The organism is Xenorhabdus littoralis (assembly GCF_033949345.1).
GTDB lineage: Bacteria > Pseudomonadota > Gammaproteobacteria > Enterobacterales > Enterobacteriaceae > Xenorhabdus > Xenorhabdus littoralis.
On record NZ_VCDP01000038.1, the window covers coordinates 20,813 to 41,505 of the forward strand.

Sequence of the window (20,693 nt, forward strand, 5' to 3'; positions counted from 1 at the left end):
AGCCAGAATCCGGTTGAAGACTCGGCATATATCCAAAAAATAGATTGCTTAATAATATAGTATTTGCGTTAGATGAAAGATCCTATAAAATTCACCCCCCTTTTTTTTATATTCCCAGTCAAATATCAACTAAAGAAATAAAGTAAATTTATTTTACAAATTAATAACCATTTTAAAATTTCAGGTTATATATCGCAAAATAAATTAATCATAAATAATATCATGAGTACGCCCCAAAATAGCGCCACACTTTATACCACTCACAACTCTATGTATAACAAGACATTAAATAACACCATGTATAGCGGAGTTATTACACGCCATTTATAGACTCATACAATAACAAAAACAAACAATCACACAGGGTTGTATAAAAATCTACCGCAGCATATTGACTGGATAAAAAAATAAGCGCACCTTTATTTAAGTCTAATAATAATTTTAAATAAACAATGGAAATATTTAAATAGGGTAAATAGTTTAAAATGATAATTATCATTTTAAACTAATGATAAAAATACACAGGGGGCCAGTTATTTATGAAGTGGTACACCAAGCAAGCATTAGAAATCAATAAATCCATCCCGGATGGAGAACCAATTAACATTAGTGCTGGATTTGGACCGACTGGCATACCTCACATAGGAACACTTTGTGAAATAATTCGCACAAGTCTAGTTCAAAAAGAGTTAATCAGGCTAGGTAGAAAGGTTAATTTTTACCTCATTTCAGATGATTTAGATCCATTCAGAAAAATACCATCAAATATACCCAGCCCAGATAAATTAAAAAGCTACTTAGGACTACCCATCAATAAAACACCAGATCCTTTTGGCATATATTCCTCATTTTCAGAAATGGCTGAGTCCCGATTATTAAAACTCACAAAAGAGTATAATGTAGATTGTAAATTAGTAAGAAACTCTCTGTGCTATAAAAATGGCGAATATAATAATTCAATTAAGTTATTCCTAAATAATTTTTCTACAATAAACAAGATATGTAAGGAATCCACCGGTTTTTTAAGACAAAGAACCTATAATATTATAATGCCTATTTCTGAACTGAGCGGAAAAATACTTGAGCACATTGTTATTACAGATATAAACGCCGATAAGGGTGAAATCACTTATTACATTCCATCAGATGAAATAGTTAATAAACCCGGATATGAATATGGTGTAGAGCTCCGGGAACTTTATCAGGGAGAGATATTAGATCAAAAACAAACCATTTCAGTATTCAATGGAAAAGCAAAACTTCAATGGAAAGCGGATTGGAGTATGCGTTTGTTATATAGAAATATTCATTTTGAGATGCATGGTGAAGATCTGATAGATTCAGCCACTGTTGCTGGGCAGATTTTCACCACATTGAATAAACCGACTCCACGCCTTTATAAATACGGACTTTTCCTTGATGCTTCAGGAAAAAAAATATCTAAATCAAAAGGCAATGGTTTCTCACTCAATGATGCTAAAAATCTTCTCACACAAGAAGCTATCCATGTTCATTTAGCAAAATCTCCAAAAAAGTCCACTAAATTTCATATAGAACAATCCCCAAGACTCAATGACCAAGTAAATATCTCGAAAAAAATTAAAAAACGATTATCTTTTAAAAAGATATCAAGGATATTACACGCATCAAAACCGACCTGTATCACCTCCGCAAGAAAGTTTCTTGATTTATATAGACGAAATGGAGAAATTATCACTGAAAGCGAGATAACCACTAGTTACAATTATTATTTGAAAACGAATAAACATAATGATAAAGGATTAGTAACCACTATAGAAGAAAATTACTTCTCCTTTATATCTAATTACATAAAACAAGAAAAGTTTTCATCTGATGAAGATATCTTCAAATTCATAACTAATTCTTTCAGCGAGTTTTTCCCTGAGAAAAAAAACTCACAAATATGGGAGTTACTCTATAGGGGGTTTTTTGGGGAAACTTTCGGTCCCAGAATTAAAACATGGATAAAGATAAATGACAAAAAAAATATTATTGAATACTTTGACCATCCCAAAAAAGCGAACCTTGATAATAAAAAAACAAACGAAAAAGTCGAAAAGGCAGAGACGTTCATTGTAATGAATAAAAATAATGAGAATACACAAAATATGACAAAGTTATTTGGAAATATTGATTTCGAACAAGTCAATAAAAAATGTAAAGACCTATCTTTTGAGCTGAGAAAACATAGCACCTCTCTGATTGATGCATTTTCAGAATATCAATGTAAAATCGTTACTGAAGATGAAATTTGTCGCTCAATAGATATTCTTGATAATATTGAAAAAAATAAAGAGTACTTCAAAAAATACATCTATGGTGTCACTTCATTCCTGCCACTTAACCAACCAATTTACGCATCCGTATGTTTTGGTTTCATTCCATCTCTCATGGCTGAAAATGTTTGCATCCGTCCGCCTACAGCGATGCACCCTCATTATAAAAAATTTGAAAATATCATTGATATATCGAAAATATCTGAATCATTTTCAATCTCTTATGAAGATAAAGAACTGTTTTTAAGTGAAAGGGTAAAAATAACTGATGCTGTTATATTCACCGGAACACCTGAAAATGCAGTTAAAGTTCGCAAGCACTTTAGAAAAAATACGTTATTTATCTTAAACGGGGCTGGACACAATCCACTCGTCATTTCAAAAGATGCGGACATCAATATAGCGATTGAAAGTGCCAAACGAGTGGTGCTTTATAATCAGGGACAAGATTGTGCTGGTCCCAACTCGATATTGGTACATAATGATATATATGACTTATTCAGGAGCAGGCTGATTTCCGATTTAATTGATATTAAAGACAAAATAGGGCCTTACTCTGATCATAATAATATAGTTGGCCCTAACAGCGACATAGATCACAGTCTAAAAATTGCCTCTGTATTTAAAGCTAACCGAGATTATTGTACCTATGGGGGAGAAATAAACCCGATAAATGGTATGATAAAGCCGACTATCTTTGAAAAACCCCTTTCTCTTGGTGGTAACTATAAAGAATTCTTTGCTCCGGTTTTCTTTTTACAAAAATACCAAAAAGATCAAGATTTAACTGACTATTTTTCTAATCCAAATTATCCTGCCAATGCTATGTATATTTCTTTATTTGGCACGAGTGATTATATCAGTAAGCAATTAAATAAAAAGTTACACCGACCTGAAAGTATACTGACTAATACTGATTTACATATGGAAGAACATGGTTATCTTCCGTATGGTGGACAGGGACCTGCTGCATCGTGCCTTTGGTATGATGGAGATAGAATTAACGGGAGTACATTACCACAAAGGGATATATATCAATATTTAGTCGAACCACATAACAGGTAAAGAGATAAAATGACAGCCAGCTTTAATAAATCATATATGGTATCCATCATATTAGGAGCATCTCTCGTAGGATTGGCGATGGGATATACACTACCAATGGTCAGTTTAAAGCTGGCAGGGCAAAAGCAAACCTCAACACTACTGGGTATAATATCAGCGCTACCTGCTGTAGGAATGCTTATTTCTTCCATGGTGATTCCCACTCTGAGCCGTTTATATAGCTTAAATAAGTTACTGAGCTTTAGCTTACTATTACTTACAGTTTCTACTGTATTTTCTACTTATTTAAATCAGGTCTATTACCTTGCCCTTCCCCGATTTCTGATGGGTTTTGCCTGTGGTGTCATTGTCGTTGTCGGAGAATCCTGGGTCAGCGCCAATACCACTGACAAATACAAAGGAACACTGATGGGGCTGTACGCTTCGGCATTCACCGGATGTCAATTGCTCGGGCCATTACTGATTTCTCTATTTGGCATAATTTCATTCATTCCGGCAATATTATTGTCCATGCTTTCCCTCCTTTGCATTGCTCTTATACTGATAAATCCTTCTGCCTCCATATCGTCACAAACAGAAGAAGAAAAAAGGGGGTTTCCAATCTTTCCACTCATCATGTCAGCCCCCTGTCTTATCATTGGCGTCATTTGTTTCTCTTCTTTTGATGCCGTCGCACTCTCCATGTTTCCGCTGTATGGATTATCGTTAGGGATACCTGAAAAAATCACCATTACGCTGATAACATTAATCTTTTTAGGAGACGCTATTTTTCAGGTTCCTATCGGATGGCTTGCAGATAAAACTGATTTGAAACGAATGCATATTATTTGCGGCGTAATTTTCACTCTTTCCTTATTAGCATTACCATTTACAGTAAATTCCATTTTTTTATGGATTGATGTCATCGTAATGGGGGCATTCGGCGGAGGGATTTATACTTTATCTTTGGTAAGAGCAGGAAAAAAATATTCAGGGCAGATGCTAATTGCCATAAACGCCTTATTTGGCATTGTTTGGGGAGTTGGCAGCCTTACCGGCCCTTTAGTGACAGGGATAGCGATGGATCTATTTGACGAAAAAGGATTTATTATCACTCTCTCTTCCGTTGGGCTGTTGTTTATTCTTTCACACTGGTTTCCTAACAAGCCTATACCCAGAGGGGAACAGCTTACAATCTCCGCAACAAAAGAATAAGCATATCCGTTACTCTCTCAGAAAGATGAATGAGTAATCATATGTTACTCATTCAGAACGTTTGGTCGATTAATCAAGGTCATGCAACATCCACAGATTAGGTTCAATGTAGTAGGCCATCTGTTTTTCGGCATCCACCACCAACGGAACCAAACCACCCGGAATGATATACTCCCCACTTTGCGGAAACTTCATGCCAGTCCACTCCTGCCACTGTTCCACAGAGCCATAAATATCCAGAGAGCGGAGAGCAGGCTTGATTACCTTTGCTCCTAAACGCCAATGAGTGCGAATCCACGGATCAAACGGCTCACCTTTGTCATTTTTCCAACCACAATATTCAACAAAATCTTGCAGAGGGTACTGACTTTTCAAACTCGGCCTGACGGGAACAACCAGCCCCTCCAGTCCTTCATCCCGAGCCGTCTGTTTTACGCTATTAATTAATAAAGCGGGGACATTTTTACCCCTGAATTCGGGATCAACCGTCACAAACAGCGCTGACACCATATTAGCTCTTTTCTTTCCTTTTGCTTCCCCTCCAGCTCGTAATACAGCATCCCAACCTTCATCCGGTAGTTGATCTAACGGAGCGTTTTCCCAAGGAAAAGGGATTGAATTCAGCAGACCAATCAGCCGTTCTTCCTGCCCCTGTTGCAGAATGGCAAATTTCTGAAAACGACTGAAATCAGATTCATATAATTTATGCCAGTGTTGTGCAGCTACAGCATCATTATTCATAAATACAGGCCAGTTAGGCCCGATGAGGAAACTGATCGCCTCTTCTAAATCGGTTCTCTCTTCGGCCGATTGAATAATAATTTTTGCTTCCATAATCAATTTCCTATTAAACTTTTTCTTTGTAAAACAGACAAATGAAAATTTATATTTCACGACAAGAAATACGTATTTACCGACTAAAAAATGAAATGTTTAATATTAATAGATTAATAATGTAATTATTTATATTTCCACATGGAATTAATTATAAATGTAATTTTTTGAAGACTAATTATGTTATTAATACCACAATAATATTAGGTAATTAAATCTACTTACATCACATTTTCAACAAAAAATATAGATTATTCCACGCTTGTTACAATCAAATAAAAATCAAATTATTCAATACATTAAACACAAAATTCGACCTAAAAACCCCACAAAAAAGATAACAAATGGTAATAATTATCATTTACATTATCATTTGAACGATGTACTTTTTTCCGGCGCAATAAATCAGGCCGTTTTTTAGATTGGGTAATAAGGGATCCCCCATTTCAAACGAGGATAATGATGAAAAAGTTAAATGTATTAGTCGTCGCTTTAGGCGCTTTAGGGTTTATGGCACAAGCTCAGGCCGCAGTAGGATTTGGTCAGAGCCAAGATGAAACAACGCCACACATTAAGGTTGGTGAAACTAAACCAGGTTCAGGCCCACATGGCGGCAAAAGTGGCGAACCCGGCATTGGTGTTAGTTCCGTTTATGGCGGTCAAATCACTGGCTTTGCCGGTTTGACTCGCATGGCACCTGCCGACAGCAATGGCATCCACAATATCTCAATGGCAGGAGCACCCGGCTCTCACAGTGGTATGGGCGTATTCCATTTCAGCAAAGTTGCCAATGCAGATGTGTATTTCGGTGAATGGTCTCAGACAGGTCAGGCATCGGATAGCACCCACACTGTTTATTATGCCGGCAAGGATATTACTACCAATATCCCAACCGACGGTACAGCAACTTACACCGTGACAGGTATTAACCAATACAGCGGTGACAATGCTCTGTCAGGTACATTTACCGCCGATTTTGGTGACAAAACTCTGGTTGGTTCACTGGAAAATACTGCGATGACGATAGATATTGATGCCAATATCGGCGCTGATGCTAAGTTCCAAGGTAGCGCCAATGCCGGTGATCTTAACGGAATAACTCAAGGCCACTTCTTTGGTGACAGTGCTGCCAGCTTGGCTGGATATGCCACATTTGCTGATGATAGCTCCAAGGATACCGCTTTCGGTGGTTCTAAACAGTAACCATTAATTTTTCAGAGAACAGCGCCATTTTGGTGCTGTTCTCTGTTTTTATTTCTCATAACGTGAGCTTTGTAAGTTGGTTTTCCAATGTCTGACAACAGAACAACGCCAAAATTAGCAGCGGCATTGATAGCTCTGTGCCTTTCCCTGACCGTTTATGCCGATGAAGATACTTCCCGTGAAATCTGGCAGGATGCTCAACATAACCAACAGGAAAATGAAACCAACCTAATTACGCCAGATCCCATTTTTGTTGGAAGTAACTCGTCATTTATTGTGATTAACGGACAGACTTTTCAGGTTGGGAACAATATTAATGATCTAGGTCAGGCTTTATTCCTCGCCATTAACCATCGACAATGGCCGGATGTCAGGCGCTTTCTCGCGGCTTACCAAAAACTGTCGGATCATGATGTCATGCTGGTGAATTTTGCCCTAGGCGGACTGGCTCGCCTTGAGGAAGATTTAGATCTCGCCGCCTATCATTATCAACAAGTCCTGAATCAACAACCTGACTTTCCCCGTATCGAATTGGAACTGGCCCGTATCTATTTTGAAGATCACAAAAATCGGGAAGCTGAGCAACTATTTACCGGGTTAAATGAAAAACAACAGTTACCAGCCGCTGTCCTGAAGAATATTAACAGCTATCTGGCAGCGATAGACCTGAGAACAGGCTGGCGCGGTTCTTTTTCGGCAGGTTATGCCTATAACGATAACGTCAATATGTCCTCTAATCATGGCCCCATCTGCTTAAGTTACTATCTGGGCAGATGCATAAATAAGAAGCAAGTTCCCAAAGCGATCAAAGCATGGGGAATGTCTTACGATGCAACGTTAAGCCGACGTTACCAGCTTTCCGGCCATCACGGTATTTTTGGCCGAAGTCTGATGTATGGTGAAAACTACCGCAATTACCACGATGGAAACGAGAATACATTCCTGCTGGTCGGTGGATATAACTTTAAAAACAGAAATCACGATTTCTCCCTTGGGACCCTGTTTGAATATAAACAACGGGCGGATGACACCAGTTACCGCGCCATCGGGGCTAAAACAGAGTGGAGATGGGCATTCACTAATAAGACTGCCTTGAATATTGAGCTTGAACATAAACAACTGCGGCATCAGGAGCAACGTTACCGCAGAAAAGATGGCGAACTTTCTTCAACCTACCTCACGTTATCCCATGCCATTAACAAAAACGTTGTCCTGTTTGGGGGCGGTGACTGGCTGTACCGAAACAACGACCATTATCCCGAAGACAGCTATCAGCAATGGGGAATTCGGGCAGGGATCGCCGGGGAACTCTATTCCGGCATCACTGGCTCACTGTTTGCCACGTTGAAAGAGCGGCGCTTTGGTGCTTACACCCCGATGCTGAACGCCACACGTCAGGATACTGAACAGATTTACACAGCGGTTATCAAAGTGCCCGCTGCTGAAATACTGGGCATGACGCCTTCCCTTACTTTCCGCCACCGACGTAATCACAGCAATGTGGATTGGTTATACAGCTATAACAAAAATGAAGTGCTGATTAGGCTGGAGAAGTATTTTTAATCAAATAGTTATGATTTTTTATTTGCGTGATGATAACCAAGAATCGAGGCAGGGATAACAATGGTATACCGAGTCAAAACCCAACTAACCCCCATCACAATCGCACTGTCACTGGCATTTTCACTGGCAGCATCGCCCTTGTTTGCCGAATCTAAATCGACCGCCACATCCCCGAGCAATAAGACCGATTTAGGTAAAATTAGTGTCACCGATACCAGTGATAAAGATAAGGCCGGATATGATGCCGTCTATGACAGAGATATCTCCAATATTTATATCGGCAAAAAGGAAATAGAACGCTACAAGGGCACATCTCCCGCCGATTTAATTAAGGGAGCCGTTGGCGTATACAGCGGTGACGCGCGTAATAGTGGTGCTTTGGATATCAATATCCGGGGCATTCAGGGACAAGGGCGTATTCCCGTCACCATTGACGGTACGGAACAGGCCATCACCGTAGGTCGTGGTTACAATGGTGCCAATAACCGCAACTACATTGATCCGAACTTAATCAGTAGCATTGAAATCGAAAAAGGTCCCTCTCTCAACCGTAATATCAAAGGCTCTGTCGGCGGTGCCGTCGCCATCAAAACTCTGGGTATTGATGATGTCGTACCGAAAGGGGAAACCTTCGGTATCAATACCAAACTGGAAACCAGCAGTAACTCAGTGAAAGAACGCACGCCTTCCCTGTCATTGGGACAGGACTACCGCGATATCCCGAATTTTGCCCGAAATGGTATCGAGACTGATCCTGCTTTACAGATCACCCCCCACTCATCAAAAGACAATAAACTGTTTGGTTTCAAAGATAACGCATTCCGCTTCGCAGTAGGTACACGGCAGGAATATTTTGATTTGATGCTGGCCTATGCTTATCGTCGTCAGGGTAACTATTTTGCCGGTAAAGGGGGTGCCCATCGTTATGATGAGTCCATTACAGAAGCCGACAGGGAGTTAATGAAGGGGGCAAGGACAACACTGGACCCGTATCTGCCGTTTGCCGCCCGTATCTATCGCCCCGGTAATGAAGTTCCCAATACTTCCAGTGAAATGCGTTCTGTGCTAATCAAAAACACTTGGCGTTTTACCGATGATCAGACACTGTTGTTGGGCTTTCGCGATACCCATATGGATTTTGGCGATATTATGCCCTCACGCTTGGGTTGGGTTGATCCTGCCGATAATAAGGTTCCCCAATGGCCACTGGCTAATGTCCACCAGCAAGCCGCCAACCTGCACTATAAGTGGCAACCTACCGATAATCCTTATGCTGATTTCGACATGAACCTGTGGACAACCCGCACCACCAGCAATACCAACACGGCGGGGGGATATCCCCGTACTCCTACCGATAGAGACTGGGACTGGGAAAGCGGGGAAGACCCCAGGAACAACAACATTGATGGCACATTAATCAATTCTGCTGTGACTCATAGCCAGAACAATCGTTGGGGTATCGATATCTCCAATAAATTTACCCTGCATCCCAGTCTGGATCTGACTTTAATAGGCAATTTCCAACGGGAGCGTCTTGATTCCAATGATGATTACAGCTCCACCAATATGTACTTCTTCCAGTCACCCTCGCGGAGAGGGCAGCGTCAGGAGATCAATCTCGCTTTTAATTTTGACTGGCGACCCACTTCATGGCTGGAACTAAAAGCTGGTGCCAAACGTGTTTCCTACTGGTCTCAGGATGATGTACTTAATGAACGACGGGCGGCAAAAGATTGGCGTTATGAAAAGCAGCGGGAAACTATCGGGCATCAAATGAGTTATCGTCGAACACCGACCGAAAGAGAAGCCTATGTAATCCAAAAAATGTTTGAAAAAGGAAAACCACTCTCGAAAATGAGCAAAGAAGAAAGGGAAGAGAAACGGAAGATATATAATGAATACTTTAAAATAAAGACCGAAAGTATCTCTTCACGTGACGGGCAAAAACGCAATATGGTTCGTGAAGAATTCGCCTGGCGTTACGATACTGGAACCGGTCAGCTCAATAAAAGCGATAACCCTTATTTCAATGGTCAATTGGATATGAATGAAAAAGTTATCGATCCAATAAGTGGTAAGGAAGGCTATAAATATGAATATGGAATGGCCGTTGATACAAATGGCATATTAGGCCCTGAAGTTAACAACCCTTGGGAACCTGCCGCTAAACGTAAAGATCATGCCTGGGCGCCCGCATTCTCTGCTACGGCTTATGTGATCGATGATCTCCGGCTTTATACCCGTTATGTCGAAGCAGTGAGAATGCCCAGCCTTTTTACCGACACTGTCGGCTTTTCCGGTTCTCTGGGTAATCGCGTAGGCCAGCAATTCAAACCCGAACGCGCCAAAACCACTGAAGTCGGCTTAGTTTATGATTTCAGCCAATTAGTTGATGCTGAACGTCATGCTGATATCAAATTTTCTTACTACAATACTGTGATTGAAAATGTGTTCGACAGGGACAACACTTACCAATTCTCCCAAATAGATAAACAGAAACTGGCGGGTCTGGAATTACAGGCGCGTTATGACAACGGCAGCTTCTTTACCGATATGGGGCTAACCTACAATATGAAAAACAAGGTGTGTGACAAGAACTCCACCTTAAGAATGGACTCCCAGAATCGCTATGGTATCCCTGAATGTATTGATGGCGGTTTTCCGGGCGGTTATCTGCGTACCTCGATCCAGCCCCAATACTCTGCCAACCTGACCATCGGCGGTCGCCTGCTTGACGAAAAACTGGAACTGGGCAGCCGTATGCTCTACCACAGCAAGGCAGAAAATAAAGATGAAAAATGGCTGATGAATGCCCTGCCGGATGTTTATAAGGGCCAGTCCAACAACCCGATGCGCTGGAATCCGGTGTTTACAGTTGATGCCTATATCAGCTACCAAATCACCCCTGATATATCGGTGGAGCTGATTGGTACCAACTTAACCAATCGTTACTATCTCGACCCGCTGACGCGTTCGATGATGCCAGCGCCGGGAAGAACCTTTAAGCTCAGCCTTACCAGCCAATTTTAGGTGATATTTAGAGGAATTATTATGACTAACACAGCCATATTGGGTAACCCAGTCGCCCATTCTCCGCTTACTCTTCCAAAGGGCTTGCTGGTGAGTATTCTGATTGCCATTTTATTGCATATCAGTCTGATATGGCTGTTTAACCGACATACTTCACATGATGCGGACACAGCCCAGTATATTAATAACAGCACGGATGCCTCGGGGCTTTCCATTACAATGGTTGCCGCTTCATCATGGGAAAATGAACCAGAATCTGTCTCCCCGCCCCCCGCGCTTTTAACTGCGCCTGAATCCCCGACAAAACCTGAAATTGTGCTGGATAAAGCGATTCATCCTGAAAATAAACTGGAAAAGCCGCTGGAACCCAACAAGCCTAAAAAACGCAAAAAGCAGCAGAAAGAAAAAACCACCCCATCACCGCAGGTACAGAAAGACAACCCTACAGAACAGGAAACCAACGGCAGCGATCAGGTTAATTCGCAAGGTAGCATGAGTCAGGTGAAAACTTCCCAGCCTCTGGTGGGTCAGGGCAGTAGTGAAATGAATAATTATAATGCGAGATTACGGCAGGAAATTGAACGCCATAAGGTCTATCCCCGCAAAGCAAAGAGGATGAAACAACAGGGTACCGTCACCGTTAACTTTACCCTGCTGAACGACGGTACATTAGCCGCCGCCAGAGTAGTTAACTCCTCCGGCAGCAGCACATTGGATAATGCCGCACTTGATGCCATCAATAGCGCCAGTGCCGTTGGAACCAAACCTGCGGGAATGGCACCAGAAGTTACACTGGCGCTCAATTTTACGTTGCATAAAGCGAACTAAAGCAGAGGTAAATATCAAATAAAGTCTGAGCTATTATTGTTTTATGATTATCCCATGATTTAGCTATCTGTCAGGGATGCAGTAATGTAGTCACTGACAGAATCTATTAGCTTGCAATGCTGTTAATACGTTTAATAGCCCGCTTCCAAAGGAGATTGACTAAATAGTCTTTAACGTATCTACAATATTCGGAGCTTTTTCTATCAAGCGTAACATCTTCAGCGCTATTCCTGATGGTATACGACAGTTATATTCCCAACTCTGTACTAATCCAACACTCACCCCTACCATTTCCGCAAACTCAGTTTATTTCATGCCAAAATGTTCACGAAGAGATTTAACGTTAGGGATAGCATGGCGGTGGACATGCTCTGGTTTAGGTTGAAACTCACCATTCTCAATGGCAACCATCTCGTTTACGCTACTAAGCTGCAACTTGAAAAATGAAGGCGATGGGCTAGTCGGAATTTGGCGGGAAGTCACTTCCCAATACAAAAACTCGAGAAAATCCGGCCGAGTAAATCATCAGAAGTAAATTCACCCGTGATTTCGCTCAATGCCTGCTGTGCCAGACGCAGTTCTTCCGCCAGCAATTCCCCTGAACGGGCAAACACCAGCTGCTGGTGACCTTCCTGTAAATGGTCTGCCGCTGTATTCAGCGCCTGTAAGTGACGACGGCGGGCAAGGAATCCACCTTCGGTATTGCTGTTGAAACCCATCGTTTCTTTCAGGTGATCGCGCAGCAAATCAATGCCTTTCCCTTCACGGGCGGAAAGACGGATTAGTGAGTAACCACCGACTTCTGAGACGCCCGTTTCTTCCCCGGTCATATCTGTCTTATTGCGGATCACGGTAATGGGCAGGGATTCAGGTAATTTAGCCATAAATTCAGGCCAGATTTGCGCAGGTTCAGTCGCGTCGGTCGTCGTACTGTCTACCATAAACAATACCCGATCCGCTTGTTCAATTTCCTGCCATGCCCGTTCGATACCAATACGTTCCACCTCATCACTGGCTTCACGCAATCCCGCCGTATCAATGATATGCAGCGGCATTCCATCAATATGAATGTGTTCACGCAGAACATCGCGTGTTGTGCCTGCAATATCAGTCACTATCGCCGCCTCGCGACCCGCCAGGGCATTGAGCAGGCTGGATTTACCCGCATTCGGACGCCCTGCAATCACCACTTTCATACCTTCGCGCAACAAGCTGCCCTGACGTGCTTGTGAACAGACGTGATCCAGTTCAGCAATCACTTCATCCAACTTGGCTTCTATTTTGCCATCGGAAAGAAAATCAATTTCTTCGTCAGGAAAATCAATCGCTGCTTCTACGTAGATACGCAGGTTAGTGAGTGCTTCTACCATTTGATGAACTTGATTGGAGAATGTGCCTTGCAGCGAGTTCATCGCGGAACGCGCCGCTTGTTCAGAGCTGGCGTCAATCAGATCTGCAATTGCCTCTGCCTGAGCCAAATCGAGTTTATCATTCAGGAAGGCACGTTCCGAAAACTCGCCCGGATTGGCAATACGCACACCGGAAATCGTCAGGATACGCTTTAGCAACAAATCGAGAATAACAGGCCCGCCGTGACCTTGAAGCTCCAGCACATCTTCCCCCGTAAAAGAGTTAGGGCCGGGGAAGTAAAGTGCGATGCCTTGATCAAGTACAGAGCCATCCATATCACGGAAGGGCAGGTAATCGGCATAACGGGGTTTCGGAAGTTTTCCCAATACCACCTCAGCGACTTCCGCTGCCTTGCGGCCAGAAATACGCAGAATGCCTACACCGCCTCGTCCCGGAGGGGTGGCCTGAGCGACTATCGTATCGGTGGTATTCATAAAATTCTCTCTTTTTCTTTTTACTTATTTACTTATGATCGGAAATAACAAAGGCGGCCAATGACCGCCTTCTATTTATTTTTTTGAAAGACTTACTTTTTATTAAGATCGACTTTCTTTTCGCGTTTTTCGCGGGTATGCAAGCCGCGTTTTTCCAGACTGCGGAAAATAACCTGCTGCTGGATGATGGTAACCAAGTTACTCACGATATAGTACAGTACCAGACCAGATGGGAACCACAGGAAGAAGACGGTGAACATGACCGGCATGTAGGTCATAATCTTCTGCTGCATTGGATCGGTTACAGTAGTCGGTGACAGTTTCTGGATAACAAACATAGTCACACCCATCAGCAATGGCAGGATGTAGTAAGGATCTTGTGCAGACAAGTCATTAATCCAGCCAATGAATGGAGCATGACGCAGTTCAACAGAACCCATCAGCATGTAATAAAGCGCAAGGAAGATTGGCATCTGAATAACCAGAGGCAAACAGCCGCCCAGCGGGTTCACTTTCTCTGTTTTGTACAGCGCCATCATTTCCTGACTCATGCGCTGGCGGTCCTCACCAAAACGCTCACGCATCGCCGTGATTTTTGGCTGCAACAGACGCATTTTCGCCATCGAAGTATATTGCGCTTTAGTCAGCGGATACATGATACCGCGCACGATAAAGGTGATCGCAATGATGGAGAAGCCCCAGTTACCGATGAACTCGTGCAGGAATTTCAGCAATTTGAACAGTGGTTGGGAAATAAACCATAACCAGCCGTAATCTACAGTCAGATCCAAATGTGGTGCGATCGCAGCCATTTTGTCCTGAATTTCAGGGCCAACCCACAGGGTAGAAGAGATATTCTGCTGGCTGTTTGGTGCGATATTGATGTTTTCACCCTTGTACCCGATGATCGCCATTTTTTGGTTTTTCAGGTCAATGGTGTAGAAATTGCTGGTTTTGCCTTCACCCGGAACCCAAGCAGTGGCGAAATATTGCTGGAGCATCGCTACCCAGCCGCCTTTTGTGGTTACGGAAAGCGCTTTACTTTCAATCTCATCAAATTTGTATTTTTCGTATTTTGCGTCATCAGAAGAATAAGCACTACCACGATAAGTATGCAGGGCAAAGTTGTTGCTGCCGGTATCGCGGTGTTTCGGCAGGTCAATGCTCTGCTTTAACTGACCGAAAAACGCCATCTGCAATGGCTTGTCTGTGACGTTATTGATGCTGTAATCAACAGTGACTGCATAATTACCGCGTTTCAAAACGAAGGTTTTGACATAAACAACGCCATCCGGCGCAGTGTACGTCATCGGGATACGCAATTCATCCTGACCATCAGCCAAAGCAAAGCTATTCTGAGTGGTGTGATAAAGTGGGCGTTCAGCTTGGTTATCTGGACCATTGGTGCCAGTTAATCCACTTTGAGCCTGATAAGTAAACTCCGGGGTTGTTTCCAGCAGTTTGAACGGAGTTTGGGAACCGAGGCTATCTGGATAGGCCAACAAATCAGCCTCCTCGATATCACCGCCACGGGCATTGATGTGCAACGAAAGCACATCCGTTTTCACGGTGATCAGTTTACCTTGCTCACTGCCTGCTTCGCTGCTCAGCGTAGTATTATTTGTTTGCTGAGTGATCTGGGCCGCTGGTTGTGGGTTCTTATCACTCTCCCACGCTTGCCAGACCAAGAACGAAACAAACAGCAGAGCGATGAGAAGAAGATTGCGTTGCGAATCCATCGTTAATGTTCTCTGTTATCGTCGTTTTTAGGTGGGACGGGATCATCACCACCTTTGTGTAAAGGGTGGCATTTTAATACGCGTTTCACTGTTAACCAACTGCCTTTTATCATTCCAAACCTGCGCAATGCCTCAATGCCATAGTGAGAACAGGTAGGATTGAAACGACAGCGAGGCCCCAGCAGTGGACTAATCACTAACTGGTAGCCCCTAATTAACGCAATCAGGAGGCGCGAACCAAGCGACTGTGGCGACGCCATAATTTGCCAAAAGCTTCCGTCAACTCACGGTTATCGAGTTCAGAGACACCTTTCCTCACCAAAATCACAAAATCCATTGACGGCAATTTATGCTGATTTAAACGAAAACTTTCACGAGCCAGTCGCTTGATACGATTACGCTCATGGGCGCGTTTAACATTTTTTTTGGCGACGGTTAGACCGATGCGGGGATGCCCCAGCTCATTCAAGCGCCCGAGAACTGTTATCTCTGCGGTACTTGCCCGTTGTGGCTGCTGGAAAACATATGTGAAATGCTCGGGAGTTAACAAACGTAACTCCCTCGGAAAAGCGAGCTTAACCACGAGGTATGGTTAGCTTTATTACTTAGAAACGGTCAGACGAGTACGGCCTTTCGCACGACGGCGAGCCAGAACCTGACGACCATTTTTATTGGCCATACGAGCACGGAAGCCGTGAGAACGGTTACGCTTCAGTACGGATGGTTGAAAAGTGCGTTTCATAGCGATTTCTACCTAGCTTAAAATTTGTTACTGATTCAGCAAATGCGTTGGCGACCAGTGAGAATAAGTAGACACCGATGCCTCAATCGCAACATCAATATATAGAAAGAGGCCGGATTGTAATAAAATGTACTACCCTTAGTCAATCCAAGATGACGCGAGCCCGGCTACTTTTTCTGTCGGATTTTTTAGTTAATCAGACATAACCAGACTTTTTGCTACCCGAAGTGCTTACCCAAAATCCTCACCAGACATAACCGGAAAAAATCGTTGGCATCACACGCAGGGTGCAAGATTATACGGACTGTGTAATAAAGCGCAAGGATCATACACAGATCGTTGCATTTGAATGAGTGATCATCGTGTTGTTTTCCCCTTGAATTTTAAACGATAGCTAAATGAAGTTTGCTATATATTATGATTACACTACAGTATCTCTTACGGGCCTTTATATGCTGCAAGTGCCAAAGCGTGGTGTTCTCCCTGTGGATAAAAAGCGTCAAAGCTGTGTAAAAGAATGAGGATCTATGTCGTCTTTTGCGTTATGATCGTCGGTCACGATCCCGATCTCTCGATATTGCGGATTATGCGGATCGTTGGGGAGCGATGACATTACAAATCGCCACAAGGTGCATGCTATCTTCCTCACCATCGGGGACTGATGCCTTGTGCCCAGTATAACGTATCTATTATTCCGGTTTCTTTTATTGGTCTCGTTTTAGGGGAGTTCGCCGTGTCACTTTCGCTTTGGCAGCAATGTCTTGCCCGATTGCAGGATGAGTTACCTGCCACAGAATTCAGTATGTGGATACGACCCCTTCAGGCAGAACTGAGTGATAACACTTTGGCTCTCTATGCCCCCAACCGTTTTGTGTTGGATTGGGTAAGAGAGAAGTATATTAATAATATCAATTTGTTATTAAATGATTTCTGTGGTCCTGAAGTACCGTTGCTGCGTTTTGAAGTAGGAAATAAACCTGTTTCAGCAAACCAGTCTCCATCTCAGAAAATCATTGCCGATATGCCGGTAACTATTGTGCCGTCCAGTTCATCTGTACGCCCAAGCTGGGACAACGCAAAAGCCCAGCCAGAGTTATCCTATCGTTCCAATGTTAATCCCAAACACACATTCGATAACTTTGTTGAAGGTAAATCCAACCAACTCGCCAGAGCTGCCGCCAGACAAGTTGCCGATAATCCGGGGGGCGCATACAATCCCCTGTTCCTGTATGGCGGGACCGGATTGGGTAAAACTCACCTTTTGCATGCGGTCGGCAATAGCATCATGGCACGTAAAGCCAATGCAAAAGTGGTATACATGCATTCTGAACGTTTTGTTCAGGACATGGTTAAAGCTTTGCAAAACAATGCTATAGAAGAGTTTAAACGTTATTATCGCTCAGTGGATGCTCTGCTGATCGATGATATTCAGTTTTTTGCAAATAAAGAGCGATCTCAAGAAGAATTCTTTCACACGTTCAATGCCCTGCTGGAAGGTAATCAACAGATTATTCTGACATCAGACCGCTATCCGAAAGAGATCAATGGTGTCGAAGATCGGTTAAAATCCCGTTTTGGCTGGGGATTGACCGTTGCCATCGAACCGCCGGAGCTGGAAACTCGCGTAGCCATTCTGATGAAGAAAGCTGACGAGAACCAAATTCAGTTACCGGGAGAAGTGGCTTTCTTTATTGCCAAACGCCTGAGATCCAACGTTCGTGAGCTCGAAGGCGCTTTGAATCGGGTCATCGCCAACGCCAACTTTACCGGCCGTGCGATTACCATTGATTTTGTACGAGAAGCACTACGTGATTTATTGGCTCTACAAGAAAAGCTGGTAACCATTGATAATATTCAGAAAACTGTAGCTGAATATTACAAAATCAAGGTTGCTGATTTGCTTTCTAAGCGCCGTTCACGCTCCGTGGCTCGTCCGAGACAGATGGCAATGGCGCTGGCAAAAGAGCTGACAAATCACAGCTTACCTGAAATCGGGGATGCCTTTGGTGGACGTGATCATACAACTGTACTTCACGCATGTCGTAAAATTGAACAGCTGCGTGAGGAGAGTCATGACATCAAAGAAGATTTTTCTAACTTAATCAGGACACTATCTTCCTAGCGCTATGAAATTCATCATTGAACGTGAGCAATTATTAAAACCTTTGCAACAGGTTAGCAGCCCCTTGGGAGGCCGCCCGACCCTGCCCATTTTAGGCAACTTATTATTGCAGGTAACAGAAGGCTCCCTGCTGCTGACGGGCACCGATTTAGAAATGGAAATGAAGGCCCGGGTTACACTGACCCAGCCACATGAACAGGGTGCAACCACGATCCCCGCGCGTAAATTCTTTGATATCTGGCGCGGACTGCCTGACGGAGCAGAAATCAGCGTAGAACTGGACGGCGATCGTATTCTCGTCCGTTCTGGTCGCAGCCGTTTTTCACTCTCGACCCTGCCCGCTTCAGATTTTCCCAATCTTGATGACTGGCAGAGTGAAGTCGAATTTTCATTGCCACAAGCCACACTGAAACGTCTGATTGAGTCCACTCAATTTTCCATGGCGCATCAGGATGTCCGTTACTATTTGAATGGCATGTTGTTTGAAACGGAAGGGGAAGAACTGCGTACCGTTGCGACGGACGGCCACCGTCTGGCGGTCGGCTCCATGAACATCGGGCAGAATCTGCCATCTCATTCGGTGATCGTGCCTCGTAAAGGGGTCATTGAATTGATGCGCCTGCTGGATGGCGGTGATAATCCGCTGCAATTGCAGATTGGCAGCAATAACATTCGGGCCCACGTCGGTGATTTTATCTTCACATCAAAATTGGTTGATGGCCGTTTCCCTGATTACCGCCGCGTACTGCCGAAAAATCCCGATAAAACGCTGGAAGCAAACTGTGACACGCTCAAACAGGCATTCTCACGGGCCGCCATTTTATCTAACGAGAAATTCCGTGGTGTTCGCATCTATTTAAGCGAAAACCAGCTCAGAATTACAGCTAACAACCCAGAGCAGGAAGAAGCGGAAGAGATCGTCGATGTCAGTTACCAAGGCACTGAAATGGAAATTGGCTTCAATGTCAGCTACGTATTGGATGTTCTGAATGCATTGAAATGCGAGCAGGTCAGTCTCCTGCTGACAGATGCCACATCCAGCGTGAAAATTGAGAATTCAGCCAGTCAGGCCGCGACTTACGTCGTGATGCCGATGCGTCTGTAACAAATGTGCCTATAATAACATTAACTCATACATATGATTCTCTCGCGTTTGCTGATCCGCGATTTTCGTAATATCGCGGATGCTGACTTGCCGCTGGCAACCGGTTTTAATTTTCTGGTTGGGCCAAACGGTAGCGGTAAAACAAGTATACTGGAAGCCATTTATACATTGGGCCATGGTCGTGCTTTTCGCAGTATTCAAACAGGAAGAGTGATCCGCCATGATTGCGATGAATTCATTCTTCATGGACGGCTTGATCAGCAACTCCATGAACGTTCCTTGTCAGTTGGGCTGAGCAAAAATCGCCAAGGCGACAGCAAAGTCAGGATCGATGGCAGTGACGGACATAAAATTGCTGAGTTGGCAAAAATGCTGCCTATACAACTCATTACGCCAGAAGGTTTTACCTTGCTAAACGGCGGTCCGAAATATCGTCGGGCCTTTATTGATTGGGGCTGTTTTCACAATGAGCCACTTTTTTTCACTGCCTGGGCCAACCTGAAAAGGCTGCTCAAACAGCGAAATGCAGCATTGCGACAAGTCACGCGCTACAGCCAGATCCAGCATTGGGATCGCGAACTTGCTCCACTGGCGACTGAAATAAGCCAATGGCGGGCTGAATACATTGCAGGAATTTCTGAAGATATCGAGAAAACCTGCCGACAATTTTTACCTGAATTCACTCTCAGTATCAGCTTCCAACAAGGCTGGGACAAAGAGAGTGAATACGCTGAACTACTCGCGCGGCAGTTTGAGCGTGACAGATCGCTAACCTACACCGCTTCCGGCCCCCATAAAGCCGATCTTCGGATCAGGGCGGACGGCACACCAGTAGAAGACATGCTTTCCCGTGGTCAGTTGAAGTTACTGATGTGTGCGTTGCGGTTAGCACAGGGTGAATATTTCACCCGACAGAGCGGGCAACAATGCCTGTATCTGCTTGATGATTTTGCCTCAGAATTGGATGCCGGTCGTCGTCAGCTATTAGCCGAGCGTCTGAAATCTACGCAAGCCCAAGTGTTTGTCAGTGCAATCACTCCCGGGCAAGTTACAGACATGATTGATGTAAATAGCAGGATGTTTCGCGTAGAACATGGCAAAATAGAGATTCAACCACAGGATTAAAA

The 20,693-nt window shown here is 43.6% G+C and carries 16 protein-coding genes; 9 read left to right on the forward strand and 7 right to left on the reverse strand.

The annotated features are described in order from the left end of the window. Positions 1-539 precede the first annotated feature (539 nt). Together FE394_RS11075 and FE394_RS11080 are read left to right on the forward strand one after the other, a co-directional pair. Positions 540-3,362, forward strand: a complete 2,823-nt coding sequence (locus FE394_RS11075) for an aldehyde dehydrogenase family protein (RefSeq protein WP_319926450.1) — start codon at positions 540-542, stop codon at positions 3,360-3,362. 9 nt (positions 3,363-3,371) lie between these two features. Further along, on the forward strand, positions 3,372-4,556 hold the full coding sequence (locus FE394_RS11080; RefSeq protein WP_319926451.1) for an MFS transporter: 1,185 nt from the start codon (positions 3,372-3,374) through the stop codon (positions 4,554-4,556). Between the two features lie 69 nt (positions 4,557-4,625). On the opposite strand, the gene FE394_RS11085 is transcribed toward FE394_RS11080, so the two are convergent. After that, complete coding sequence (locus tag FE394_RS11085) at positions 4,626-5,390, reverse strand: GNAT family N-acetyltransferase (RefSeq protein WP_319926452.1); 765 nt, start codon at positions 5,388-5,390, stop codon at positions 4,626-4,628. Positions 5,391-5,852: 462 nt separating this feature from the next. Between FE394_RS11085 and FE394_RS11090 the strand changes: the two genes are divergently transcribed. The 4 genes from FE394_RS11090 to FE394_RS11105 all read left to right on the forward strand — a co-directional run bounded on the left by FE394_RS11090 (position 5,853) and on the right by FE394_RS11105 (position 12,014). Beyond that, positions 5,853-6,593 carry a Slam-dependent surface lipoprotein gene (locus FE394_RS11090; protein ID WP_319926453.1) on the forward strand — a complete coding sequence of 247 codons (741 nt, stop codon included), beginning with the start codon at positions 5,853-5,855 and terminating at the stop codon, positions 6,591-6,593. Between the two features lie 87 nt (positions 6,594-6,680). Beyond that, positions 6,681-8,156, forward strand: a complete 1,476-nt coding sequence (locus tag FE394_RS11095) for a surface lipoprotein assembly modifier (protein WP_319926454.1) — start codon at positions 6,681-6,683, stop codon at positions 8,154-8,156. Positions 8,157-8,216: 60 nt separating this feature from the next. Then, complete coding sequence (locus FE394_RS11100; protein ID WP_319926455.1) at positions 8,217-11,186, forward strand: TonB-dependent receptor domain-containing protein; 2,970 nt, start codon at positions 8,217-8,219, stop codon at positions 11,184-11,186. Between the two features lie 21 nt (positions 11,187-11,207). Beyond that, entirely contained in the window at positions 11,208-12,014 is an 807-nt protein-coding gene (locus FE394_RS11105) for an energy transducer TonB (protein WP_319926456.1), read from the forward strand. 306 nt (positions 12,015-12,320) lie between these two features. On the opposite strand, the gene FE394_RS11110 is transcribed toward FE394_RS11105, so the two are convergent. The 6 genes from FE394_RS11110 to rpmH all read right to left on the reverse strand — a co-directional run bounded on the left by FE394_RS11110 (position 12,321) and on the right by rpmH (position 16,339). Then, complete coding sequence (locus FE394_RS11110; protein ID WP_319926457.1) at positions 12,321-12,497, reverse strand: hypothetical protein; 177 nt, start codon at positions 12,495-12,497, stop codon at positions 12,321-12,323. Then, on the reverse strand, positions 12,494-13,858 hold the full coding sequence (gene mnmE / locus FE394_RS11115) for a tRNA uridine-5-carboxymethylaminomethyl(34) synthesis GTPase MnmE (protein ID WP_319926458.1): 1,365 nt from the start codon (positions 13,856-13,858) through the stop codon (positions 12,494-12,496). Before mnmE ends, FE394_RS11110 begins: the two co-directional genes overlap by 4 nt. Before the next feature lie 92 nt (positions 13,859-13,950). Beyond that, positions 13,951-15,597 (reverse strand): membrane protein insertase YidC, encoded by a 1,647-nt coding sequence (yidC, locus tag FE394_RS11120; protein WP_319926459.1) that lies wholly within the window; start codon positions 15,595-15,597, stop codon positions 13,951-13,953. A 2-nt stretch (positions 15,598-15,599) separates the two neighbouring features. Further along, positions 15,600-15,857 (reverse strand): membrane protein insertion efficiency factor YidD, encoded by a 258-nt coding sequence (gene yidD, locus FE394_RS11125; protein WP_319926460.1) that lies wholly within the window; start codon positions 15,855-15,857, stop codon positions 15,600-15,602. Continuing rightward, a complete protein-coding gene (gene rnpA / locus FE394_RS11130) occupies positions 15,821-16,180 on the reverse strand; it encodes a ribonuclease P protein component (protein ID WP_319926461.1) in 360 nt (119 codons plus the stop codon). Before rnpA ends, yidD begins: the two co-directional genes overlap by 37 nt. A gap of 18 nt (positions 16,181-16,198) precedes the next feature. Beyond that, entirely contained in the window at positions 16,199-16,339 is a 141-nt protein-coding gene (gene rpmH, locus FE394_RS11135; protein WP_082026854.1) for a 50S ribosomal protein L34, read from the reverse strand. A gap of 733 nt (positions 16,340-17,072) precedes the next feature. Here rpmH and dnaA point away from each other — a divergent pair. The 3 genes from dnaA to recF are packed head-to-tail and all read left to right on the forward strand — an operon-like array spanning position 17,073 to position 20,691. Next, positions 17,073-18,461: a chromosomal replication initiator protein DnaA gene (dnaA, locus tag FE394_RS11140; RefSeq protein ID WP_319926462.1), complete on the forward strand. Its 1,389-nt coding sequence runs from the start codon at positions 17,073-17,075 to the stop codon at positions 18,459-18,461. Positions 18,462-18,465: 4 nt separating this feature from the next. Beyond that, positions 18,466-19,566: a DNA polymerase III subunit beta gene (gene dnaN, locus FE394_RS11145; protein ID WP_319926463.1), complete on the forward strand. Its 1,101-nt coding sequence runs from the start codon at positions 18,466-18,468 to the stop codon at positions 19,564-19,566. A 33-nt stretch (positions 19,567-19,599) separates the two neighbouring features. Next, positions 19,600-20,691 carry a DNA replication/repair protein RecF gene (gene recF, locus FE394_RS11150; RefSeq protein ID WP_319926464.1) on the forward strand — a complete coding sequence of 364 codons (1,092 nt, stop codon included), beginning with the start codon at positions 19,600-19,602 and terminating at the stop codon, positions 20,689-20,691. The last annotated feature ends 2 nt before the right edge of the window (positions 20,692-20,693 follow it).

Excerpts from the sequence above, each read along its gene's own strand:
- FE394_RS11100 (WP_319926455.1), top strand. The coding sequence starts at position 8,217 with ATGGTATACCGAGTCAAAACCCAACTAACCCCCATCACAATCGCACTG.
- yidD (WP_319926460.1), bottom strand. The coding sequence starts at position 15,857 with ATGGCGTCGCCACAGTCGCTTGGTTCGCGCCTCCTGATTGCGTTAATT.
- FE394_RS11095 (WP_319926454.1), top strand. The coding sequence starts at position 6,681 with ATGTCTGACAACAGAACAACGCCAAAATTAGCAGCGGCATTGATAGCT.
- FE394_RS11075 (WP_319926450.1), top strand. The coding sequence starts at position 540 with ATGAAGTGGTACACCAAGCAAGCATTAGAAATCAATAAATCCATCCCG.
- mnmE (WP_319926458.1), bottom strand. The coding sequence starts at position 13,858 with ATGAATACCACCGATACGATAGTCGCTCAGGCCACCCCTCCGGGACGA.
- FE394_RS11080 (WP_319926451.1), top strand. The coding sequence starts at position 3,372 with ATGACAGCCAGCTTTAATAAATCATATATGGTATCCATCATATTAGGA.
- FE394_RS11105 (WP_319926456.1), top strand. The coding sequence starts at position 11,208 with ATGACTAACACAGCCATATTGGGTAACCCAGTCGCCCATTCTCCGCTT.
- FE394_RS11090 (WP_319926453.1), top strand. The coding sequence starts at position 5,853 with ATGAAAAAGTTAAATGTATTAGTCGTCGCTTTAGGCGCTTTAGGGTTT.
- yidC (WP_319926459.1), bottom strand. The coding sequence starts at position 15,597 with ATGGATTCGCAACGCAATCTTCTTCTCATCGCTCTGCTGTTTGTTTCG.
- rpmH (WP_082026854.1), bottom strand. The coding sequence starts at position 16,339 with ATGAAACGCACTTTTCAACCATCCGTACTGAAGCGTAACCGTTCTCAC.
- FE394_RS11085 (WP_319926452.1), bottom strand. The coding sequence starts at position 5,390 with ATGGAAGCAAAAATTATTATTCAATCGGCCGAAGAGAGAACCGATTTA.
- recF (WP_319926464.1), top strand. The coding sequence starts at position 19,600 with ATGATTCTCTCGCGTTTGCTGATCCGCGATTTTCGTAATATCGCGGAT.
- dnaN (WP_319926463.1), top strand. The coding sequence starts at position 18,466 with ATGAAATTCATCATTGAACGTGAGCAATTATTAAAACCTTTGCAACAG.